Source organism: Streptomyces sp. NPDC048473, from assembly GCF_043200155.1.
GTDB lineage: Bacteria > Actinomycetota > Actinomycetes > Streptomycetales > Streptomycetaceae > Streptomyces.
Map to the genome: position 1 here is coordinate 145083 of NZ_JBICXE010000001.1, position 21335 is coordinate 166417.

Annotated in this window: 24 protein-coding genes; 9 read left to right on the plus strand and 15 right to left on the minus strand. The window is 69.7% G+C overall.

The annotated features are described in order from the left end of the window. Positions 1–118 precede the first annotated feature (118 nt). The 3 genes from ACGFU7_RS00705 (at position 119) to ACGFU7_RS00715 (ending at position 2586) form a co-directional block, all read left to right on the plus strand. Positions 119–1252: a lipid II:glycine glycyltransferase FemX gene (locus ACGFU7_RS00705; protein WP_393690901.1), complete on the plus strand. Its 1134-nt coding sequence runs from the start codon at positions 119–121 to the stop codon at positions 1250–1252. A gap of 118 nt (positions 1253–1370) precedes the next feature. After that, a complete protein-coding gene (locus ACGFU7_RS00710) occupies positions 1371–2111 on the plus strand; it encodes a metallophosphoesterase (protein WP_393691804.1) in 741 nt (246 codons plus the stop codon). A gap of 31 nt (positions 2112–2142) precedes the next feature. Beyond that, positions 2143–2586 carry a GNAT family N-acetyltransferase gene (locus tag ACGFU7_RS00715; protein ID WP_393690903.1) on the plus strand — a complete coding sequence of 148 codons (444 nt, stop codon included), beginning with the start codon at positions 2143–2145 and terminating at the stop codon, positions 2584–2586. Positions 2587–2602: 16 nt separating this feature from the next. Here ACGFU7_RS00715 and ACGFU7_RS00720 read toward each other — a convergent pair whose 3' ends face one another. Further along, a complete protein-coding gene (locus tag ACGFU7_RS00720; protein WP_393691806.1) occupies positions 2603–3241 on the minus strand; it encodes a DUF4232 domain-containing protein in 639 nt (212 codons plus the stop codon). A 211-nt stretch (positions 3242–3452) separates the two neighbouring features. On the opposite strand from ACGFU7_RS00720, the gene dapA reads away from it, so the two are divergent. Continuing rightward, positions 3453–4337, plus strand: a complete 885-nt coding sequence (dapA, locus tag ACGFU7_RS00725; protein ID WP_393690905.1) for a 4-hydroxy-tetrahydrodipicolinate synthase — start codon at positions 3453–3455, stop codon at positions 4335–4337. On the opposite strand, the gene dapD is transcribed toward dapA, so the two are convergent. Both dapD and ACGFU7_RS00735 read right to left on the minus strand, forming a co-directional pair. Continuing rightward, positions 4334–5323, minus strand: a complete 990-nt coding sequence (gene dapD, locus ACGFU7_RS00730; RefSeq protein ID WP_393690907.1) for a 2,3,4,5-tetrahydropyridine-2,6-dicarboxylate N-succinyltransferase — start codon at positions 5321–5323, stop codon at positions 4334–4336. The genes dapA and dapD overlap by 4 nt on opposite strands. A gap of 88 nt (positions 5324–5411) precedes the next feature. Next, the gene (locus ACGFU7_RS00735; RefSeq protein WP_393690909.1) at positions 5412–6659 is read right to left on the minus strand and encodes an MFS transporter; all 1248 of its coding nucleotides are present in this window, start codon (positions 6657–6659) and stop codon (positions 5412–5414) included. A gap of 108 nt (positions 6660–6767) precedes the next feature. On the opposite strand from ACGFU7_RS00735, the gene ACGFU7_RS00740 reads away from it, so the two are divergent. Next, a complete protein-coding gene (locus tag ACGFU7_RS00740; protein WP_393690911.1) occupies positions 6768–7655 on the plus strand; it encodes a winged helix-turn-helix transcriptional regulator in 888 nt (295 codons plus the stop codon). Between the two features lie 129 nt (positions 7656–7784). On the opposite strand, the gene ACGFU7_RS00745 is transcribed toward ACGFU7_RS00740, so the two are convergent. Both ACGFU7_RS00745 and ACGFU7_RS00750 read right to left on the minus strand, forming a co-directional pair. After that, positions 7785–8321, minus strand: a complete 537-nt coding sequence (locus tag ACGFU7_RS00745; protein WP_393690913.1) for a TetR/AcrR family transcriptional regulator — start codon at positions 8319–8321, stop codon at positions 7785–7787. After that, a complete protein-coding gene (locus tag ACGFU7_RS00750; RefSeq protein ID WP_393691807.1) occupies positions 8321–8641 on the minus strand; it encodes a DMT family transporter in 321 nt (106 codons plus the stop codon). Before ACGFU7_RS00750 ends, ACGFU7_RS00745 begins: the two co-directional genes overlap by 1 nt. Positions 8642–8751: 110 nt before the next feature. Between ACGFU7_RS00750 and ACGFU7_RS00755 the strand changes: the two genes are divergently transcribed. Then, positions 8752–9858: a hypothetical protein gene (locus ACGFU7_RS00755; RefSeq protein WP_393690915.1), complete on the plus strand. Its 1107-nt coding sequence runs from the start codon at positions 8752–8754 to the stop codon at positions 9856–9858. Between the two features lie 17 nt (positions 9859–9875). Here the strand turns inward: ACGFU7_RS00755 and ACGFU7_RS00760 are convergent, their stop codons facing one another. The 10 genes from ACGFU7_RS00760 to ACGFU7_RS00805 all read right to left on the minus strand — a co-directional run bounded on the left by ACGFU7_RS00760 (position 9876) and on the right by ACGFU7_RS00805 (position 18400). Continuing rightward, the gene (locus ACGFU7_RS00760; RefSeq protein ID WP_393690917.1) at positions 9876–10241 is read right to left on the minus strand and encodes a VOC family protein; all 366 of its coding nucleotides are present in this window, start codon (positions 10239–10241) and stop codon (positions 9876–9878) included. Between the two features lie 64 nt (positions 10242–10305). Continuing rightward, a complete protein-coding gene (locus ACGFU7_RS00765) occupies positions 10306–11700 on the minus strand; it encodes a DUF3616 domain-containing protein (RefSeq protein WP_393690919.1) in 1395 nt (464 codons plus the stop codon). Between the two features lie 141 nt (positions 11701–11841). Next, entirely contained in the window at positions 11842–12180 is a 339-nt protein-coding gene (locus ACGFU7_RS00770; RefSeq protein WP_145802444.1) for a metal-sulfur cluster assembly factor, read from the minus strand. Continuing rightward, positions 12177–12632, minus strand: a complete 456-nt coding sequence (gene sufU / locus ACGFU7_RS00775) for a Fe-S cluster assembly sulfur transfer protein SufU (RefSeq protein ID WP_389285356.1) — start codon at positions 12630–12632, stop codon at positions 12177–12179. The genes ACGFU7_RS00770 and sufU overlap by 4 nt, the downstream gene beginning before the upstream one ends. A 26-nt stretch (positions 12633–12658) precedes the next feature. After that, positions 12659–13915, minus strand: a complete 1257-nt coding sequence (locus ACGFU7_RS00780; RefSeq protein ID WP_393690921.1) for a cysteine desulfurase — start codon at positions 13913–13915, stop codon at positions 12659–12661. Next, positions 13912–14676: a Fe-S cluster assembly ATPase SufC gene (sufC, locus tag ACGFU7_RS00785; protein ID WP_393690923.1), complete on the minus strand. Its 765-nt coding sequence runs from the start codon at positions 14674–14676 to the stop codon at positions 13912–13914. Before sufC ends, ACGFU7_RS00780 begins: the two co-directional genes overlap by 4 nt. A gap of 7 nt (positions 14677–14683) precedes the next feature. Further along, on the minus strand, positions 14684–15001 hold the full coding sequence (locus tag ACGFU7_RS00790) for a bifunctional 3-phenylpropionate/cinnamic acid dioxygenase ferredoxin subunit (protein WP_393690925.1): 318 nt from the start codon (positions 14999–15001) through the stop codon (positions 14684–14686). Further along, entirely contained in the window at positions 15001–16182 is a 1182-nt protein-coding gene (sufD, locus tag ACGFU7_RS00795) for a Fe-S cluster assembly protein SufD (protein ID WP_393690927.1), read from the minus strand. The genes ACGFU7_RS00790 and sufD overlap by 1 nt, the downstream gene beginning before the upstream one ends. 59 nt (positions 16183–16241) lie before the next feature. Beyond that, entirely contained in the window at positions 16242–17663 is a 1422-nt protein-coding gene (sufB, locus tag ACGFU7_RS00800) for a Fe-S cluster assembly protein SufB (protein ID WP_393690929.1), read from the minus strand. Continuing rightward, a complete protein-coding gene (locus tag ACGFU7_RS00805) occupies positions 17660–18400 on the minus strand; it encodes a helix-turn-helix transcriptional regulator (protein ID WP_393690931.1) in 741 nt (246 codons plus the stop codon). Before ACGFU7_RS00805 ends, sufB begins: the two co-directional genes overlap by 4 nt. Before the next feature lie 136 nt (positions 18401–18536). On the opposite strand from ACGFU7_RS00805, the gene ACGFU7_RS00810 reads away from it, so the two are divergent. From ACGFU7_RS00810 to ACGFU7_RS00820, 3 genes are all read left to right on the plus strand, one after another. Beyond that, positions 18537–19463, plus strand: a complete 927-nt coding sequence (locus tag ACGFU7_RS00810; RefSeq protein ID WP_393690933.1) for an ABC transporter ATP-binding protein — start codon at positions 18537–18539, stop codon at positions 19461–19463. Next, positions 19460–20227 carry an ABC transporter permease gene (locus ACGFU7_RS00815; RefSeq protein ID WP_393690935.1) on the plus strand — a complete coding sequence of 256 codons (768 nt, stop codon included), beginning with the start codon at positions 19460–19462 and terminating at the stop codon, positions 20225–20227. The genes ACGFU7_RS00810 and ACGFU7_RS00815 overlap by 4 nt, the downstream gene beginning before the upstream one ends. A gap of 81 nt (positions 20228–20308) precedes the next feature. Then, a complete protein-coding gene (locus tag ACGFU7_RS00820; protein WP_393690937.1) occupies positions 20309–21322 on the plus strand; it encodes a heme A synthase in 1014 nt (337 codons plus the stop codon). Positions 21323–21335: the final 13 nt, after the last annotated feature.

The following is a 21335-nucleotide window of genomic DNA, read 5'->3' on the forward strand; positions in this document are numbered from 1 at the left end:
TGCACCCGCGTGGCGCGCCGCTGCCGCCCACCCTGGTACGTCAAGTGCGCTTGAGGTCAACAACACTCCCCCGTTGAGACCGTCAGGCCCAACGACAGGACAACGAACGGAGTACCGCATGAAGCTGCACCTCAAGGCGATCACCCGCGAGGAACACCTGGAGTTCATCGCGAGCCGGCCCGCCGTGAGCCATATGCAGGTTCCGTCGTGGGGCGATGTGAAGCCCGACTGGCGCGCGGAGAGCATCGGCTGGTTCGACCGGGAGGGCACCGGCCGGGGACGGATCGTCGGAGCCGGGCTCGTCCTCTACCGGCCGATCCCCCGGGTGAAACGCTATCTGGCCTATCTGCCGGAGGGCCCCGTCATCGACTGGCACGACGCCGGTCTGAAGCAGTGGCTGGATCCGATGCTGGCGCATCTGAAGGCACAGCGCGCGTTCTCGGTGCGCATGGGCCCGCCGGTGGTCGCCCGGCGCTGGGACGCCAGGACCGTCAAGGACGCCATCGCCGACCCGGCCGCCGGACGGCTGCGCGACGTGGAGGCGGATGTGAACGAGCCGCAGGCCGCCGCGCTCGTGGAGCAGCTGCGCCGGCTGGGCTGGCAGCAGGGCGAGGAGGGCGGCGAGGACGGTTTCAGTGCCGGACAGCCCCGGTACGTCTTCCAGGTGCCGTTCGCCGGGCAGCCGCTGGAGCAGATCCTGGGCAACCTGAACCAGCAGTGGCGGCGCAACATCAAGAAGGCGGAGAAGGCGGGCGTCAAGGTCGTCGAGGGCGGCTACGAGGATCTCCCGGCCTTCTACGAGCTGTACCGCGAGACGGCCGAACGCGACCGCTTCATCCCTCGCCCGCTCGTCTACTTCCAGCGCATGTGGACCGTACTGCGGGCCGAGGACCCCGACCGGATGCGGCTCTACCTCGCCCACCACGACGGCGAGACGCTCTCCGCGGCGACGATGCTGACCGTCGGCAACCACGTCTGGTACTCCTACGGCGCCTCGACCGGCCGCAAGCGCGAGGTCCAGCCCAACAACGCCATCCAGTGGCGCATGATGAGCGACGCGCACGAGAGGGGCGCGGCCGTCTACGACCTGCGCGGCATCACCGACACCCTGGACGAGAGCAACCATCTTCTGGGCCTGCTGCGCTTCAAGGTCGGCACCGGCGGCCGGGCCGCCGAGTACATCGGCGAGTGGGACTACCCGATCAACAAGGTGCTCCACAAGGCCTTCGCCCTCTACATGGCGCGCCGCTGACCCCGCCGGCTCCGAAGAGCGCCGCCATTCGCCCTCGGCATGATCGCTTGCCGCGTCCGGGCGGCAGCGGGAACGGTGGGGAGATGCTCTCCGTGATCCGCATCTCACCACCGGCGCCCTGGCCGGTGAACCGGCGGCCGGGCTGAACCTGGCCCTGAGCCGGGTGCTCGCCCTCGATCCACGGCCGGACGCGGTGGTGATCACGGGTGATCCGGCCAAGCGGGGACGGCCGGACGAGTACGAGGTGCTGCGCGAGGTGATCGAGCGGTTCCCCCTGCCGTTGCACCTGGTGACGGGCAATCACGACGAACCGGCGGCGCTGCTCGACGCGTTCGGCGGGACCGGGTTCCTGGGCGGCGCCCGGCAGGCGTACTACGTCGTGGACCACCCCGGGCCGGCCGTGGTCGCCCTGGACTCGAAGGTGGACGGCTCCGGCGGCGGGCGGCTCGGGACGGAGCAGCTCGGCTGGCTCGACGAGGTCCTCGCCGGCAGGCCGGGCGTACCGGCGTTCGTCTGTCTGCACCATCCGCCGGTCCCGGTCGGCATCCCGTTCCTGGACGGGATGCGGCTGGCGGACGGCGATGCGCCGGCGGAGGTGGTCGCCGCCCATCCGGATGTCGTCCGGGTGCCGGCCGGTCATGTCCACCGACCCGTCACGGCCGCCTTCGCGGGCAGCACCCTGGCGCTCGCCCCCAGCACGTATCTGCAGAGCGGGCTCGCCCTGCGCGACGGGTCGCCCGGCTGTCTCCACGAGCCCACCTCGTTCCTGCTCCATCTTCGGGGCGATGCGGCGCGGGCCCCCTGGGTCACGCACACCGTGCCGGTCAGCCACGCGGCCGCACCGGTGCCCGGGTACTGAGCGCTCCGGCGCCCGTGCCAGACTCCGGAACGTGATCCTTCGTACCGCCACCCGCGCCGACCTGCCCGCTGTCCTCGCCCTCCTCGCAGATGAGGAGCGGGTCGTCGATCCGGCCTCGGTGGTGGTCGACGGCACGTACGAGAAGGCCTTCGCCGCCATCGAGAGCGACCCGCGCAACGAGATGCTCGTGCTGGTGGACGGCGACACCGTGCTGGGCTGCCTGCAGGCGACCTACATACCGGGGCTCGGCAAGCACGGCGAGGAGCGGGCGCTCATCGAGGCGGTACGGGTCAGGGCCGACCGGCGGGGCGGCGGACTGGGCCGGGAGCTGATGAAGCAGGCCGTCGACCGGGCCCGGCTGCGGGGGTGCGGGCTGATGCAGCTGACCAGCAACAAGCGGCGTGCGGACGCGCGCCGGTTCTACGAGTCGCTGGGCTTCGCCCGCAGCCACGAAGGCTTCAAGCTCGCCCTCTGACTCCCCTTTCGCCGGGCTACCGGGACGGCTCGGTCCGCCAGGCGGTCATGTTCAGCTCGTCGAGCAGCCGTACGTCGCTGCCCTCCAGCGGGAAGGTGCGCGGCTCCAGACCGGGGGCCGGTGCGATCTCCAGCGCGTCGCCCTCGATGAGGTCACCGCCGGTCGGGGTGGAGACCCAGGCGAGGAGCGACCGCATCGTCTCCCCCGGCTTCAGCATGACCTCTTCCGGGCCCGGGTCGCTCCCCATGTACGAGGAGCCCGGATTCACCGGGACCGGCAGCGGATCGCCTGCGTCGTCCAGGGCCCGGACGGACGGATAGCCATCAACGCGGTACGGCTTCTTGCCGCAGTTGGTGAGGGTGAGGCCGACGGCCCGGTGGCCCAGTGCGGCCTCGACCTCACCCATGTCGACGACGACGCCGGAGGACGGGCAGCCGGCTCTCCCGACACCCGCGGTGGGCCTGGGGCTGGGAGTCGGCGCCGGTGGTGGCCGCTCGGGCAGCGCGGCGGATACGGTCGGGAACGGTGACGGCAGCTTGTCGGCGTGCACCTTGTACGACACGCTCGGTGTCGGCTCCGGCTCGCCCTCGCCCGCCGGCACGAAAAACCCGGCGCATCCCGAGAGCGACAGACCCAGCGCCCCGGCCATGAGCACGGCCGCCACCGGCCTCCGTCTCCCGGCCCCGGTCCCCGTCCGTGTCAGTCCCTGCATGCTCATGCACCCGCCCCCGTGTCGGCCTGCCGCATAGGCGTTCGATCATGCCAGAGCGCGGAGCGACGCTCCTACAACTGTTGAGCATTTCTTCCCTTTCACCCCAAGAAGAACTAAGTGGACCTTCACGGTCCGGCCGACCGACACTTCAGGGATGACAGCACCCGTAGCCCCCTTCGGCCGCGCGCTCTGCGCGATGATCACGCCGTTCACCGCTTCCGGCGCGCTGGACCCGGACGCCGCCCAGAAGCATGCCGCCTCTCTGGTCGCCGACGGCTGCGACGGTCTGGTGCTCAGCGGCACCACCGGCGAGTCCCCGACCACCACCGACGCCGAGAAGACCGCACTGCTGCGGGCGGTCAGGGCGGCGGTCGGCGGCGGTGTGCCGATCGTCGCCGGGGTCGGCAGCTCGGACACCCGGCATACCGTGGCCCTCGCCCAGCAGGCCGAACAGGCGGGCGCGGACGGCCTGTTGGTGGTGACGCCGTACTACAGCAGACCGCCGCAGGCCGCCGTCGAGGCGCACTTCCGTCGCGTCGCCGACGCGACCGGCCTTCCGCTGATGCTGTACGACATCCCCGGCCGCACCGGTACGCGCATCGAGCCGGAGACCCTGCTGCGGCTCGCGGAACACCCGCGCATCGTGGCCGTGAAGGACTGCGCGTACGACCTGCTCGGCTCCACGAAGGTGATCGGCGCGACCTCGCTGGCGTACTACTCGGGCTGCGAGGAGCTGAATCTGCCGTTGTACGCGGTGGGCGCGGCGGGCTATGTCAGCACGGTCGCCAATGTCGCGCCCCGGCAGCTGAGGGCGGTCCTGGACGCCTTCGACGCCGGGGACACCGCCGGGGCCGCCCGGCTCAACCGGCTGACCGTCCCCCTCGCCGAGGCGATGATGGCGTCCGGACTGCCCGGCACGGTCACCGCGAAGGCACTGCTCGACGCCGGACCGGTCCGGGAACCGCTGCAGCCCGCCGGGCGCGAGGCGACCGACGGGCTGCGGAGGGCATACGAGGAACTCCTCGCCGCTACAAGCTAGTTGTGGCTGTGCAGGACGTCGTTGAGGCCGTCCCAGACCGCGTTGTTCGGGCGGGCCTCGACGGCGCCGGTGACCGAGTTGCGGCGGAAGAGGATGTTCGAGGCGCCGGAGAGCTCACGGGCCTTGACGATCTGACCGTCCGGCAGCGTGATACGGCTGCCGGCCGTGATGTAGAGCCCGGCCTCGACGACGCACTCGTCGCCGAGCGCGATCCCGACACCGGCCTCGGCGCCGATCAGGCAGCGCTCGCCGATGACGATGCGCTCCTTGCCGCCGCCGGAGAGGGTGCCCATGGTGGAGGCGCCGCCGCCGATGTCCGAGCCGTTGCCGACGACGACACCGGCGGAGATCCGGCCCTCGACCATCGACGTGCCGAGGGTGCCCGCGTTGAAGTTGACGAAGCCCTCGTGCATGACGGTGGTACCGGAGGCGAGGTGCGCGCCGAGCCTGACCCGGTCGGCATCGGCGATCCGGACGCCCTTCGGCGCGACATAGTCCGTCATCCGGGGGAACTTGTCGACCGAGGTGACCTGGAGGTGCAGGCCCTCGGCGCGGGCGTTCAGCCGCACCTTCTCCACGTCGTCGACGGCGACCGGGCCGAGCGAGGTCCAGGCGACGTTGGTGAGGAGACCGAAGAGGCCGTCCAGGTTCTGGCCGTGCGGCTGGACGAGGCGGTGCGAGAGGAGGTGCAGGCGCAGGTACGCGTCGTGCGCGTCGAGCGGCTTGTCGTCGAGCGAGGCGATGACCGTACGTACGGCAATGATCTCGACACCGCGGCGGGCGTCCACGCCGATGGCCTTGGCGGCGCCCTCGCCGAGGAGGTTGACGGCCTGGTCGGGGGTGAGCCGTTCGGTTCCGGCCGGGCCGGGCTCTGCGGTGAGCTCGGGGGCGGGGAACCAGGTGTCGAGAACGGAACCGTCGCCGGCGATGGTGGCGAGGCCGGCGGCGACGGCGCCGGTGGTGCGAGCAGGAGTCGTGTCGGTCATGACACGAACCTAACCGGCGAGGCACCGCCGGAGCCAACCGGTCTCGCCGGATGGTCGCGGCGCGGCCCCGGGAGCCCACGGCCACCGGTCAGCCGGGCTGCGCCTGCCGTTCTGGTGCCGGTGCGGGAGTCTCCTCGCGCACCGGCCCGCGCACCGCCCCCGGCCCGTGCAGTCGCCGCGCCACCAGCACTGCCGCCCCGGCGCCGCCCGCCAGCACCGCACAGGCCGGCCAGAGCAGTCCGGGCGCGGTGGCGTAGAGGGCGCCGCCGATCGGTGGTGCCAGCACCTGGCCGCTGATGGAGGCGCCCGCGTACAGGCTCTGGAAGCGGCCCTGGGCATGGGCGGGTGCCTGGTCGGCGACGTACGCCGTCGCGGTGGTCTTGTAGAGGATCTCCCCCGCGGTCAGCGACGCCATCATCGTGATGGCGAACAGCGCCCCGGCCCCCGGGATCAGCACCGCGTAGCCCAGCCCCACGAGCAGCAGCCCGGTGGAGACGATGCTCAGCGGCGCGCGTCGGCGCAGCGCGTGCGCCGCGGGGAGTTCCAGCAGAAGGATGAGGCCGCCGTTGATGGAGAGCAGCCAGCCGTAGAACTGGGCGCTGTGGCCGTGCTCGGACAGGAAGACCGGCAGGGTCGAGTACTGCTGACGGTAGACGAGGTCGACGCAGAGGATCGCGGCGAGCAGGACCAGCACCGCGGGCCTGGCCCGCAGCTCCCGCCAGAGCCCGGGCGCGCCGGGCTCGCGCGCCGGCCGGTCGTGCGCGGTGCCGTGCGCCGGGAGCACCGTCGCCGCGTATCCGGCGAAAAGCAGCGTGCCGAGGCCGTCGGCGACGAACAGCCAGTCGTACGAGAAGTGGGCGGCGATCAGCGCGCCGAGCGGTGGGCCGACGGCGAACGCCGCGTTGCTCCCGGCCCGCACGAGGGCGAAGCTCTGTCGCCGGCCGCCCTCGGGGACGCAGACGGCGACGAGTGCGGAGTTGGCTGCTCGTACGACGCCTGCCGCGTACTGCGCGAGCGGCAGCACCCCGTACATCGCCGCGACCGGCAGGACCGGCAGGGTGGCGAGCGCCGTTCCGCTGACCAGCGCACCGGTCAGGAGCATCCGGCGGTGGCCGTAGTGGTCGCCGAACCAGCCGCCGGTGAAATTCCCCGCGACCAGGCCGATGCCACCGACGCCCGCGATCACTCCGGCCTGCGGGACGGTCAGCCCGTGCGGGCCGGTCAGATAGACGAAGAGATAGACGAAGGTGAAGCTGACGACTCCGTTGAGAAAGGAACCGAAGGCCAGCAGCCGTACCGTGCGCGGTACATCCCGCACGATCCCGAAGAACCTCATTCGCAACACCCTCCCCAGTGAGTTTCCCTTGGGAACGGACTATGACATCATGCTTTCCTGCAGGTCAATCAGGTGAGAGACGGCCGCGGGAGACCGACGGAGGAGCCCATGCCCCAGCGCACCAGCCTGGCCGACGCCGACTGCGCGATCGCCCAGGCACTCGATGTCGTCGGCGACTGGTGGACCCTGCTGATCGTGCGGGACACGGCGCGCGGGGTGCACCGCTTCGACGCCCTCCAGGAAGAGCTGGGCGTGTCCCGCAAGGTGCTGACCGAGCGGCTGCGGCTGCTGGTCGACGCGGGAGTGCTGTCCCGGGAGCCGTACCAGGACCGGCCGCCCCGGTACGAGTACCGGCTCACCCGGCGTGGACGCGCACTACTGCCCGTACTGATCGCGCTCCAGGACTGGGGCGACACCTGGGTGATGGGAGAAGGCGAGATGATGGCAACGGCCACGGAGACGTCGAAGGAGGCGGCCCGGGTGCACGCCCTGGTGGGCACACGCCTGCCCGAGCTTCAACTGCTGGACTACGACGGCATGTTGCGCGACCCGGTCGCCGACACCCCGTACACCGTCCTGTACTGCTTCCCCAGCGCCTACGCCCGCCGGGACGCCTATCCGCCGGGCTGGGCCCAGATCCCGGGCGCGAGCGGCTGCACCCTGGAGTCCTGCACGTACCGCGACCAGTTGGCCGAGTTCACGGCGGCGGGCGCGACCGTGCACGGGGTGTCCACCCAACGCCCCGACGAACAGCGGGCGTTCGCGGACGCGGAGCGGCTGCGCTTCCCGCTGCTGTCCGACGCGGAGCTGGAGCTGACGGCGGCGCTGCGACTGCCGACGTTCCGCGCGGCGGGGACCAGCCGGCTGAAGCGGCTGACGCTGGTGGTGGACCGGGACCGGACGATCCGCGAGGCGCTGTACCCGATCACGGACATCGAGGCGAGCGTGCAGGCGGCGCTGACGGCGATCCGAGGGGCGAACCCGTCCGGCGAGTGAGGGGCACGTGAGAACGGCCCGGAACCCGAGCCGGTCCGACGACCGGAGCCGGAGCGAAACCGAGCCGGTCCGGCGCTTGAGGACAGAGCGGCCCGGAAACCGCACCCGTCGGGCTTGAGCACGGAGCCGTCAGCCGGCGACGCGCCCCAGCATCTCCCGCGCGTACGCCTCGTCGTACTCCCCGCCGGTGAGCAGCACCTGCAGACAGATCCCGTCCATGAGCGCGATCAGCGCCCGCGCCGTGGCCGGATCGGTCCGCCGGGACAGCAGCTCGGCCGTGCCGTCGGTCCACTCGGCGGCGACGGGCCGCAGCGCGGGCCTGCGGAGCGCGGCGAGATACAGCTCGTACTCCAGCTCGGCCCGCCCGCGCCCGCCGGAGAAGTACTCCCCCAGCAGCCCGGCCAGTTCCTCGGCGAGGTCGGCGGCCGGGTCGGTCAGGGCCCCGCTCTCCCGCATGACCTCGGCGAAGTTCTCGTTCGACCGGCGCAGCGCGGCGATCAACAGCTCGTCCAGTGAGGCGAAGTGATACGTCGTCGAGCCGAGCGGCACATCGGCCTCGGCCGCGACGGAGCGGTGGCTGAGCCCCGCGATGCCCTCGGTGCCGACCACCCGGATCGCGGCGTCGATGATGCGGCCGCGCCGCTCGGGGTCGTAACGGCGTGCCATCAGTGGGCCCCTCCCAGATTCAGCACCACCACTCCGGCGATGACCAGCGCTATGCCCGCCAGTTTGACCAGGTTGCCGGACTCCCCCATGAAGAGGATGCCGATGGCGGCGACCGCGGCGGTGCCGGTCCCGGCCCAGATGGCATAGGCGGTGCCCATCGACAGCGTCTTCAGCGTCTGGGCGAGCAGCGTGAACGCTATGAGATAGCCCGCGACGGTGATGAGCGAGGGCCAGAGCCGGGTGAAGCCCTCGCTGTATTTCATGGCCGTCGTACCGGCCACCTCCGCCGCGATCGCCGCGGCGAGCAGTCCATATCCCATGTGTACGAGTGTACGCATCGCTGCTCGCACCTCAGTACGGCAGATTCGCGCCACCCGGGACGCTACGGTGTCCCGACCAGCACACAGGACGACTACACAACGGAGCAGCAGTGGCGCAGGACGCAGGGTGGGGCGGCGGTCCGCCGTACGGCGGAGCACCGTACGGAGGGCCACCGGGATGGGGCGGCTGGATGCCGCCGCCGAAGCCCGGAGTGATACCGCTGGCGCCCCTGAAGCTCGGGGACATACTCGGCGGCGCCTTCAGCACGATGGGGCGGTACTGGAAGCAGTTGTTCGGCGTCGGCGTGGCCGTGTACGGCGGGGCGCTGGTCGTCGTGGGGGCGGCGGCCCTGATCGCGTACTCGGCGGTCAGTGATCATCTGGACCGGGTCATCTCGCTCAGCGCCGACGAGGACCCGTCGTCGAAGGACCTCACACCGATGCTGATCGCCCTCGGCGCGGTCTGGCTGGTCGCCATGGCCGCCTTCATGATCGGTACGGCCATGATGTACGCGGCCGTTCCCGCGGTCCTGCAGGAGGCGGTACTGGGCAGGCCGACCACCTTCTCCGTCATCTGGCGCCGGGCCTGGGCCCGCGTGCCGGCGTTGATCGGAACGGTGATCCTCACGGCCCTGATCGCGATGATCCCGGTGGTGCTGGCGGTGATCGGCTTCTTCGCCTTCATGATCGGCGCGATCACACTGGCGCACGGGTCCGGCACCGCGCTGTGGACCTCGCTCGGCTTCCTGGGCGCCCTGGCCACCGCACCCCTGGCGGCCTGGCTCTGGGTGAAATTCAGCCTGGCCCCCTCGGCCGTGGTCTTCGAGGGCCAGCGCCCGGTGGCGGCACTGCGCCGCTCGTCGCAGCTGGTGCGCGGCGACTGGTGGCGGATCTTCGGGGTCAGCCTGCTGGCCTTCGCAATGGCGGCCGTGGCGAACTACATCATCCAGATCCCGTTCTCGTTCCTCGGCTTGTTCTCCGGCATCATCGGCGGCTCGACCCTGGACGACGACCCGAACCCCGCGGCGATCGTCTTCGCCATGAGCGGCTATGTGGTGATCCTCGTGCTGGGACAGCTGATCGGCCAGCTCGTCTCGGCGACGTTCCCGCAGCTGGTGACCGGACTCCTCTACGTCGACCGGCGCATGCGTACGGAGAACCTGGGCCCGGTCCTCGCCGAGGCGGCGGCCGTACCGCCGCCTCAGCACGGCCCGTAGGACCGCCTCCCCTGACCTCAGTCGATGAGCGAGTTCTTCGGAGTCAGCACACAGAACTCGTTCCCCTCGGGGTCCGCCAGTAGCACCCAGCTCACATCCGCCCGCTGCCCGATGTCGACCCGCCGCGCCCCGAGCCCGATGATGCGCTCGACTTCGACGGCCTGGTCATCGGGGGCGAGGTCGATGTGCAGCCGGTTCTTGACCGTCTTCTTCTCCGGAACGGGGACGAAGGTGATACCCGGAACCGCGGACTTGTCGGCGCCGATGACGATTTCGTCGTCGGCCTCGAAGAGCACCTTCCAGTCGAGCACGTGGCACCAGAAGCGGGCGAGCGACGGAAGATCGTGGGTGTCGACGACGATGCTGTAAAAGGAAACGGCCATGCCCGCCAGTCTGCCTGGCGGGCATGGCCGTTCACCACGTCAAATCGCGTAGCCGCCCGCTGCGTCAGCTGCCGACGGTGAACCAGGCGGCCCGGGACTTCTTCCATTCGGCGTGGTCGAGATCCTTCGCCTCTGTGCCGTCCCCGTACAGATCGGCCGATCCGGCGTCCGTGATCAGCTGCGCCCGGGCGCCCGGAACTGTCAGGTCCGGAACATCGACGACGGCCTCCCAGCCGCCCGGGTCGGCGGTCGGCAGGTCGGCCCGCTTGACCGGCGCGTGTGCGGCGACACCGTCCCATGTGTAGAGGGCGTACGGGTCGGAGTTGTCGTCGGCCGCCCAGGAACCGGCCACGATCAGATACTGGTCGGCGGCGTTCTTGCGGATGTCCCGGATGCTGAGCCCGCCGAGGTCCAGCTCGATCGGCGTACCGATGGCCGCCTTCGCCCCGCTGCCGGCCACCTTGTCGAAGTTGGTGACAGGCACGATCAGGGCCTTGCCCCCTTCCTTCGGCGGCACGAGAGGCGCCCGGAAGCCGAGGTACGCCGTGGTCGTCGAGCCGGGCGCGAACTCCAGGCCCTCGATGTTGAACCCGTCGATCTGCTTGGGCACTTCACCGTCCGCCGTCCCTGCGGCGAAGCCGTACCGGTTGCCGTTCGTCTTGTCCCAGGCGACGAGGTCGTCGCGGAGCTTCTTGTACGAGCCGCCCACCGTCAGCCGGGTGGCGGCGCCCGACCCGGTCACCGTCGTGGTGAAGACGGTGTTGCGGTCGGACTTGTACTCGCCGTCCTTGTTGTTGCCGAGTGAACCGGTCCAGTAGATGGTGTTCCCGACCCGGGCGGCGCCCTCGATGTCGATCTCCTTGTCCGCCCCGAGCGCCGAGCCGACGTCCCAGCTCTTCACGGGCGCACCTGATGCGGAACGGTTGTACAGGCGCAGCGTGTTGGACTCGTCGTCGGCCACGACCACGTACCCGTCGCCGGCATCGACGGCGGCCGAGGCATCCGAGGAGCCGGTGAGGTAGCGCGTGTCGGCGGTGTTCTGCACGGCGGCGGACGCCGCGTAGTGCAGCGTCTTGGTGGCGGTCTTGCCGCCGAGTCCGGTGACCTTGATCGTGAGGTCGGTGTAGCCCCGTGCGTGCGCGGCGACCGCGAGCTGCCGGGTGGCGCCGGTCCCGGTCACGGTCACATCACCGGTACCGGCGACGGACGACTTGGAGCTGGCGGAGGCCGCCACTGCGAGCGCTGCGGCATCGGCACCGCTCTGCGCCACGGTGACGGTCACCACGGGGTCACCGGTCGCGCCGACGGCACCGGACAGGTAGGAGACCGAGAGCCCGATCGTCGGAGTTCCGTAACTCGCGGCGTGAGCCGGGGTGTTGACCCCCAGGGCGGCCAGCACGAGAACGCCGCCCGCGGCGGCGGCCGCACGACGGTTCTTGAGCGAAAGCTGATGCAGCACAGCGTGCCTCTCGTCGGCGTGGTGTCGAGGAGTAGGTTCCGGTTCCCGCGCCAACGGCGGACGCACATCATGCGTACAGCAGACGAACAACGACGGACGGCCCCCGGCAGAAGCCGGGGGCCGTCCGTCGGTGCAGATGGCTCAGACGTTGAAGCCGAGCGCGCGCAGCTGCTCGCGCCCGTCGTCCGTGATCTTGTCCGGGCCCCACGGCGGCATCCAGACCCAGTTGATCCGCAGCTCGCTGACGATGCCGTCGGTCGCGGACTTCGCCTGGTCCTCGATGACATCGGTCAGCGGGCAGGCCGCGGACGTCAGGGTCATGTCGAGGGTGGCGATGTTGGCGTCATCGATGTGGATGCCGTAGATCAGGCCCAGGTTGACGACGTCGATGCCCAGCTCGGGGTCGACGACGTCGTACAGGGCCTCGCGGACCTCCTCCTCGGAGGCAGGCTTGGTGGTCAGAGTCTCGTTCTCGCTCATGCCGTCTTCCCTTCGGACAGCGCTTTCGCCGTCGCGTCCTTCCACGCCATCCAGCTCAGCAGCGCGCACTTGACCCGGGCCGGGTATTTCGAGACACCGGCGAACGCGACCGCGTCCTCCAGCACCTCCTCCATCGCGTCGTCCGGCTCCAGCTGGCCCTTCGACTGCATCAGCTCCAGGAAGGCCTCCTGGATCTTCTGTGCCTCGCCCAGCTCCTTGCCGACCAACAGATCGTTCAGCACGGAGGCGCTGGCCTGGCTGATGGAGCAGCCCTGACCCTCGTACGACACATCGGCGATGGTCTCGCCGTCGTACTTCACCCGGAGAGTGATCTCGTCGCCGCACGTCGGGTTGACGTGGTGCACCTCGGCGTCGCCGTCCCGCAGGCCGCGCCCGTGGGGGTGCTTGTAGTGGTCCAGGATCACTTCCTGGTACATGGAATCAAGCTTCACCAGTCAACCCTCAGCCGCTGTGCCTATTAACCGAAAAAGTTCCGTACGTGTTCCAGACCGTCCACCAGGGCGTCGACCTCGGCGGGCGTGGAGTACAGATAGAACGACGCTCGCGTCGTCGCAGGAATTCCGTACCGCAGGCAGACCGGCCGTGCGCAGTGGTGTCCGACCCGGACCGCGATGCCCTGCTCGTCGAGTACCTGGCCCACGTCGTGGGGGTGGATGTCGCCGAGTGTGAAGGAGATCGTGGCGCCGCGGTCCTCAGCCGTCGCAGGACCGATGATCCTGAGGTCCGGGACCTCCAGGAGCCGCTTCACCGCGTACTCGGTGATCGCGTGCTCGTGCTGGTAGATCTTCTCCATGCCGATCGCCGAGAGGTAGTCCACGGCCGCGCCGAGGCCGACGGCCTGGGCGATCGGGGGCGTACCGGCCTCGAACTTGTGCGGCGCGGGGGCGTACGTCGACGAGTGCATCGACACGGTCTCGATCATCTCGCCGCCACCGAGGAACGGCGGCAGGTCCTCCAGGAGCTCCTGCCGGCCCCAGAGCACGCCGATGCCGGTCGGGCCGACCATCTTGTGACCGGTGAAGGCCACGAAGTCGGCCTGCAGCGCCTGCACGTCGAGCACCATGTGCGGGGCGGCCTGCGAGGCGTCTATGCAGACCAGCGCGCCGACCTGCTGGGCACGGCGGATGATCTTCTCGACCGGGTTGATCGTGCCCATGATGTTGGAGACCAGTGTGAAGGAGACGATCTTCGTCTTCTCCGTGATGATCTCGTCGATGTTGGACAGGTCGAGGCGGCCGTCGTCGGTGATGCCGAACCACTTCAGCTTCGCGCCGGTGCGCTGCGAGAGCAGCTGCCACGGCACGATGTTGGAGTGGTGCTCCATCTCCGTGGTGACGATCTCGGTGTCGTGGTCCACCCGGTAGGGCTCATCGGCCCAGCCGAGCATGTTGGCCACGAGGTTGAGCGACTCCGAGGCGTTCTTGGTGAAGATCACCTCGTTGCGGCTGGGCGCGTTGATGAACGCGGCGATCTTGTCACGGGCGCCCTCGTACAGCGCCGTGGCCTCCTCCGCGATCGTGTACACACCGCGGTGCACATTGGCGTTGTGCCGCTCGTAGTACTCGTTGAGGGCATCGAGCACCTGGCGCGGCTTCTGCGAGGTCGCCGCACTGTCCAGGTAAACGATCTTCTTCCCGTCATGGACCGTACGATCCAGCAGGGGGAAGTCCTTGCGGATCGCCTCGGTGTCGAGGAGGCCCGGCAGCTGTGTCACGCGGAAGCGCCACCCTTCACATATGCCTCGTAGCCCTCGTTCTCCAGCTTGTCGGCGAGCTCGGCGCCGCCGGACTCGGCAATGCGGCCGTTGGCGAAGACGTGCACGAAGTCGGGCTTGATGTAGCGGAGGATCCGCGTGTAGTGCGTGATCAGCAGGGTGCCGACCTCGCCGGTCTCGCGGACCCGGTTGACGCCCTCGGAGACGATGCGCAGGGCGTCGACGTCCAGACCGGAGTCGGTCTCGTCGAGGATCGCGACCTTCGGCTTGAGGAGCTCCAGCTGAAGGATCTCGTGGCGCTTCTTCTCACCGCCGGAGAAGCCCTCGTTGACGTTGCGCTCGGCGAAGGCCGGGTCCATATGAAGCTGAGCCATCGTCTCCTTGACCTCCTTCACCCAGGTACGCAGCTTGGGCGCCTCGCCGCGGACAGCGGTGGCGGAGGTACGCAGGAAGTTGGAGACCGAGACACCGGGGATCTCGACCGGGTACTGCATCGCGAGGAACAGACCGGCGCGGGCGCGCTCGTCGACGGTCATCTCCAGGACGTCCTCGCCGTCCAGGGTCACCGAACCGCGGGTGATCGTGTACTTGGGGTGACCTGCGAGGGAGTACGCGAGGGTGGACTTGCCGGACCCGTTGGGGCCCATGATGGCGTGGGTCTCGCCCTGCTTCACGGTCAGGTCGACGCCCTTGAGGATCTCCTTCGTGGCGTTGTCGGCCTCGACGGTGACGTGCAGGTCGCGGATTTCAAGCGTTGCCATGGGTGACTCAGGACTCCTGGGTGACGGAGACGAGCACATCGTCCCCTTCGATCTTGACGGGGTATACGGGGACGGGGCGCGTCGCGGGAAGGCCGGACGGCTTGCCGGTGCGGAGGTCGAAGCTGGAGCCGTGCAGCCAGCACTCGATCATGCAGTCCTCGACCTCTCCCTCGGACAGTGAGACGTTCGCGTGCGAGCAGATGTCGTTGATCGCGAACACCTCGCCCTCGGTACGGACGACGGACACCGGGATGCCGTCGAGCTCCACCCGCTTCGGGGTGTCGTCCTCCAGCTCACTCAGCGCACAGGCTTTGAGGAAGGCCATCAGACGGAAGCCTTCAGCTCGGTCTCGATCTTGTCGAGCAGCCGCGCCTCGACGTCCGGCAGACCGATCTGCTGGACGAGCTCGGCGAAGAAGCCGCGCACGACGAGCCGGCGGGCCTCTTCGGCCGGGATGCCGCGGGACATCAGGTAGAAGAGCTGCTCGTCGTCGAAACGGCCGGTCGCGGAGGCGTGGCCGGCACCGACGATCTCGCCGGTCTCGATCTCCAGGTTCGGCACCGAGTCGACCCGCGCGCCGTCCGTGAGGACGAGGTTGCGGTTCATCTCGTAGGTGTCGGTGCCCTCGGCCGTGGCCTGGATGAGTACGTCACCGATCCACACCGCGTGTGCGCCGTCGCCCTGGAGTGCGCCCTTGTAGGCGACGTTGGACTTGCAGTGCGGGGTGTTGTGGTCGACCAGGAGACGGTGCTCCTGGTGCTGGCCCTTGTCGGTGAAGTACAGACCGAAGAGCTCGGCCTCGCCGCCGGTGCCCGCGTAGCTGACGCGCGGGTGGAGACGGACGAGGTCACCGCCGAAGGTGACGATGATCGACTTGAACGAGGCGTCCCGGCCGACCAGCGCATTGTGCTGACCGACGTGGACCGCGGTCTCGTCCCAGTCCTGCACGGAGACGACGGTGAGCTTCGCGCCGTCACCGAGGATGTAGTCCACATTGGCGGCGAGCACCGCGTCACCGGTGTGGTCGATCACGACAACGGCCTCGGCGAAGGCACCCAGCTCGACGACCTGGTGGCCGTAGGCCACGCCGCCCTCGCCGTGCACCGCGATGCGGATCGGCTCGGTGAGCACGGCCTCCTTGGCGACCGTGACGACCGAAGCCTGCTCGAAGGACGAGTACGCCTGGGCGGCGACGCGGTCCACCGGGATGCCGGCCTTGCCGAGCCGGGAGTCGTCGCGGCCGACGGTCTCGACCGTGACGCCCTCGGGGGCCTCGATCGCGACCTTCACACCGCCACCGGTGGCGACGGCCGTGCCGTCGTGCAGCCCGCGCAGCCGCTCCAGCGGCGTGAACCGCCACTCCTCCTCGCGGCCGTGCGGGACCGGGAAGTCCGCGGCGTCGAAGGACGGGGGCGCGCTCATGCGCGTGGCGACGGTCGACTCGGCGGCCACCGCGATGGACCCGGTGGTGGTGGACCCCGCCGGAATGTTCTGAGCCTCAGCCATGGCTGTCGTAGTGCTCGCTTTCTCTGTCAAAAGTCGGGGGATTCGGTCGTCTGGCTGTGCTAGCCGACCGAACCCTCCATCTGCAGCTCGATCAGCCGGTTGAGCTCAAGCGCGTATTCCATGGGCAGCTCGCGCGCGATCGGCTCGACGAAGCCGCGCACGATCATGGCCATGGCCTCGAACTCGGTCAGACCGCGGCTCATCAGGTAGAAGAGCTGGTCGTCGGAGACCTTGGAGACGGTGGCCTCGTGACCCATGGACACGTCGTCCTCGCGGACGTCCACGTACGGGTAGGTGTCCGAGCGGGAGATCGTGTCGACCAGGAGCGCGTCGCACAGCACGTTGGACTTGGAGCCCGCGGCGCCCTCGCCGATCTCGACCAGACCGCGGTAGGAGGTACGGCCGCCGCCTCGCGCCACCGACTTGGAGACGATGTTGGAGGAGGTGTTCGGTGCCATGTGGACCATCTTGGATCCGGCGTCCTGGTGCTGACCCTCGCCCGCGAAGGCGATCGACAGGGTCTCGCCCTTGGCGTGCTCGCCCATCAGGTAGACGGCCGGGTACTTCATGGTGACCTTGGAGCCGATGTTGCCGTCGACCCACTCCATGGTCGCGCCCTCGTAGGCCACGGCACGCTTGGTGACCAGGTTGTAGACGTTGTTCGACCAGTTCTGGATCGTCGTGTAGCGGCAGCGGCCGCCCTTCTTCACGATGATCTCGACGACCGCGGAGTGCAGCGAGTCGGAGGAGTAGATCGGCGCGGTGCAGCCCTCGACGTAGTGGACGTAGGCGTCCTCGTCGACGATGATCAGCGTCCGCTCGAACTGGCCCATGTTCTCCGTGTTGATACGGAAGTAGGCCTGCAGCGGGATGTCGACGCGGACACCCTTGGGCACGTAGATGAACGAGCCACCGGACCACACGGCCGAGTTCAGCGAGGCGAACTTGTTGTCGCCGACCGGGATGACGGTGCCGAAGTACTCCTTGAAGAGCTCCGGGTGCTCCTTCAGCGCGGTGTCGGTGTCGAGGAAGATGACGCCCTGCTCCTCCAGGTCCTCACGGATCTGGTGGTAGACGACCTCGGACTCGTACTGCGCGGCGACACCGGCGACCAGGCGCTGCTTCTCCGCCTCCGGGATGCCGAGCTTGTCGTAGGTGTTCTTGATGTCCTCGGGCAGGTCCTCCCAGGACTCCGCCTGCTTCTCCGTGGACCGCACGAAGTACTTGATGTTGTCGAAGTCGATGCCCGACAGGTCGGAGCCCCAGTTCGGCATGGGCTTCTTGTCGAAGAGCCTGAGGCCCTTGAGTCGCAGCTTCAGCATCCACTCGGGCTCGTTCTTCTTCCCCGAGATGTCGCGGACGACATCTTCGGAGAGCCCGCGCTTGGCTGCGGCGCCTGCCGCGTCGGAGTCGGCCCAGCCGAATTCGTACGTACCCAGACCCTCGAGCTCAGGGTGGGCAATCTCCGTAGGGAGCGTCATGCGGGGTTCCTCCCGGCCGTGCTTGCAGATGCTGAATTGGTCGTCTTTGGTGCTGAGTGGCCGCTGCGCGGAATGTACGTCGTGCACACACCGTCGCCGTGGGCGATGGTGGCCAGACGCTGCACATGCGTCCCGAGGAGGCTGGAGAAGAACTCCGTCTCCGCCTCGCACAGCTGCGGATACTGCTCGGCGACATGAGCGACCGGGCAGTGGTGCTGGCACAGCTGCTCGCCCTGCTGCGGGCCGGGCGCGCTACGCGCCGTAGCAGCGTACCCGTCGGCGGACAAGGCCTTGGCCAGCGCCTCGGTGCGCGCCTCGGGATCCGCGGCCTCGATCGCCGCGCGGTACGCCTCGGACTGGGCCGCGATCCTGGCCCGGGCGAAAGCGACGACCGCTTCGTCGCCCGAGGTCTCGGCGATCCAGCGCAGCGCGTCCGCGGCGAGCTTGTCGTAGGACTGGTCGAAGGCGTCCCGCCCGCAGTCGGTGAGGGCGAACACCTTGGCCGGGCGGCCACGGGTCCGCGCCCCGTACACCCGCTGTTCGCGGGCCTCGACGACGCCGTCGGAGACGAGGGCGTCGAGATGGCGGCGGACCGCGGCCTGGGTGAGGCCGAGGCGCTTCGCCAGCTCGGCGACGATGGACGGGCCGTGGTCCAGGATGGAGCGCGCGACCCGGTTGCGCGTCGAGCGCTCTCCGGTCGCGAGTTCCTCCTGCGGAGCCTCGCCAACGTATTTCACAACGCCATTGTTGCGTAATTCATCGCGCCCTGACAACCACGGTCCGAAACGATCTACGGTGCCGTTCATCACTTAGGGTTACCTAATTCGGCCCCGGGACACGGGCCTCCCCCGCCCCTGCCTAGACTTACCCGCCATGAAGAGCGAGTCCGTCGTACAGGTCCGCGGCCTGGTGAAGCGGTACGGCCCCAAGACCGCTGTGGACGGCCTCGACCTGTGTGTACGCACCGGCGCGGTCACCGCCGTCCTCGGTCCCAACGGTGCCGGCAAGACCACCACCATAGAAACGTGCGAGGGCTACCGCCGTCCGGATGACGGGACGGTACGGGTCCTCGGCCTCGACCCGGTCGCCGACGCCGCGAAGCTCCGCCCCCGGATCGGCGTGATGCTCCAGTCGGGCGGCGTCTACTCCGGGGCACGCGCCGACGAGATGCTCCGCCACATGGCGAAACTCCACGCCGATCCGCTGGACGTCGACGCCCTGATCGAGCGCCTCGGCCTCGGCAGCTGCGGCCGTACGGCCTATCGCCGACTCTCCGGCGGCCAGCAGCAGCGGCTCGCCCTGGCGATGGCCGTCGTCGGCCGCCCCGAACTGGTCTTCCTGGACGAGCCGACCGCCGGCCTCGACCCGCAGGCCCGCCGCTCCACCTGGGATCTCGTACGGGAGCTGCGCGCCGACGGCGTGTCGGTGGTCCTCACCACGCACTTCATGGACGAGGCCGAGGAGCTCGCCGACGACGTCGCCGTCATCGACGCGGGCAAGGTCATCGCCCAGGGCAGCCCCGAGGCGCTCTGCCGCGGCGGCGCCGAGAACACCCTGCGCTTCACCGGCCGCCCCGGTCTCGACCTCGGCTCCCTCCTGAAGGCGCTGCCCGACGGCACGGAAGCGGCCGAGCTCACTTCCGGCACGTACCGCATCACCGGCGAAGTCGACCCGCAGCTGCTGGCCACCGTCACCTCCTGGTGCGCGCAGCACGGAGTGATGCCGTCCGGCATCTCCGTGGAGCGTCACACCCTGGAGGACGTCTTCCTGGAACTGACCGGCAAGGAGCTGCGCGCATGAGCGCCGGTACGTACACCCCGCAGGCGGGCGCCGCCCCGCTGTCCCGCATGATCACCGCGCAGACCGCGCTGGAGACGCGGATGCTGCTGCGCAACGGCGAGCAGCTGCTGCTGACCGTGATCATCCCGACGCTGCTGCTGGTGCTGTTCAGCGCGGTCGACATCGTGGACACCGGCGCGGGCAAGTCCGTCGACTTCCTGACCCCCGGCATTCTCGCGCTCGCCGTGATGTCGACGGCCTTCACGGGCCAGGCCATCGCCACCGGTTTCGAGCGGCGGTACGGGGTGCTCAAGCGGCTCGGTGCCTCGCCACTGCCCCGCTGGGCGCTGATGACCGCCAAGACGCTCGCAGTGCTGGTCACCGAGGTGCTGCAGGTGATGCTGCTCACCGTGATCGCGTTCGCGCTGGGCTGGTCGCCGCACGGCAACCCCTTCGCCGTCCTGATGCTGCTCGTGCTCGGCACCGCGGCCTTCTCCGGGCTCGGGCTGCTGATGGCCGGGACGCTGAAGGCGGAGGCGACGCTCGCCGCGGCCAATCTGGTCTTTCTGCTGCTGCTGGTCGGCGGCGGGGTCATCGTGCCGCTGGACAAGTTCCCGGACGCGGTGCAGTCGGTGCTGGGCCTGCTGCCGATCGCGGCGCTGTCGGACGGACTGCGGGATGTGCTCCAGCACGGCGCGTCGATGCCGTGGGGCGACCTCGGCATCCTCGTGGTGTGGGCGGTGCTCGGGCTGGGCGCGGCGGCGAAGTTCTTCCGCTGGGAGTGAGAGGGCGCGGCGGACGCTCTCCGTCGACGTTTCGGGGTAACTCGTCCCCCTCGTGAAAGCTTGCACAAGCCGCCGCCTACGATGGTGCGCGTGCCCAAGCTGACCCGAGCCGAAGTCGCTCAAGCCGCGTGGAACCCGCTCCGCTACATCGCCGAGCGATGGACTCCGTCCCCCCGCACGGTTCGCCGTGCGGCCATGTCGGCCGTCGTCATGGCCGTGCTCATCGTCGTGACCGGCGGCGCGGTACGGCTGACCGGCTCCGGCCTCGGCTGCCCGACGTGGCCCAAGTGCACCGACGAGAGCCTGACGGCGACCGGCGCGATGGGCTTCCACGGCGCCATCGAGTTCGGCAACCGGATGCTGACGTACGTCCTGTGCGCGGCGGTCGGGTGGGCGATCATCGCCGCCCGGTCCGCGAAGCCCTGGCGGCGCAGCCTCACCCGGCTCGGCTGGGCGCAGTTCTGGGTGGTCATGGGCAACGCGGTGCTCGGCGGCATCGTGGTGCTGGTCGGCCTCAACCCGTACACCGTCGCGGCGCACTTCCTGCTCTCCACGGCGCTGCTCACCGTCGCGATGGTGACCTGGCAGCGGGTCGGTGAGGGCGACGCGGCGCCCCGCCCGCTGGTGGGCAAGGCGGTGTCCCAGCTGACCTGGCTGCTCGTGGTCGTGGCAGGGCTGCTGATCGCGGTCGGCACGGTCGTCACGGGCGCCGGACGGCACGCGGGTGACTCCAGCGATGTCCACCGCATTCCGCTCGACTGGAAGATGATCACGCAGCTGCACGCCGATCTGGCCTGGGCCGTGGTGGCGCTGACGGTCGCTCTCTGGTTCGTGCTGAAGGCCGTGGACGCGCCGGCCGGCCCGCTCCACCGCGCCCGCGATCTCTTCCTGGTGCTGATGGGGCAGGGCGTGATCGGTTACGTCCAGTACTTCACGGACACCCCGGAGATCCTCGTCGGCCTGCACATGTTCGGCTCGTGCCTGGTGTGGATCGCGGTCGTGCGGGTGGTGCTGTCGCTGCGTGAGCGCCCGGTGGCCGTCGTCCCGGTGCCCGGCCCGGCTGCCGAGCAGCCGGAGCCCGCCGCGGCGGGCTGAGCGCGGGAGATCC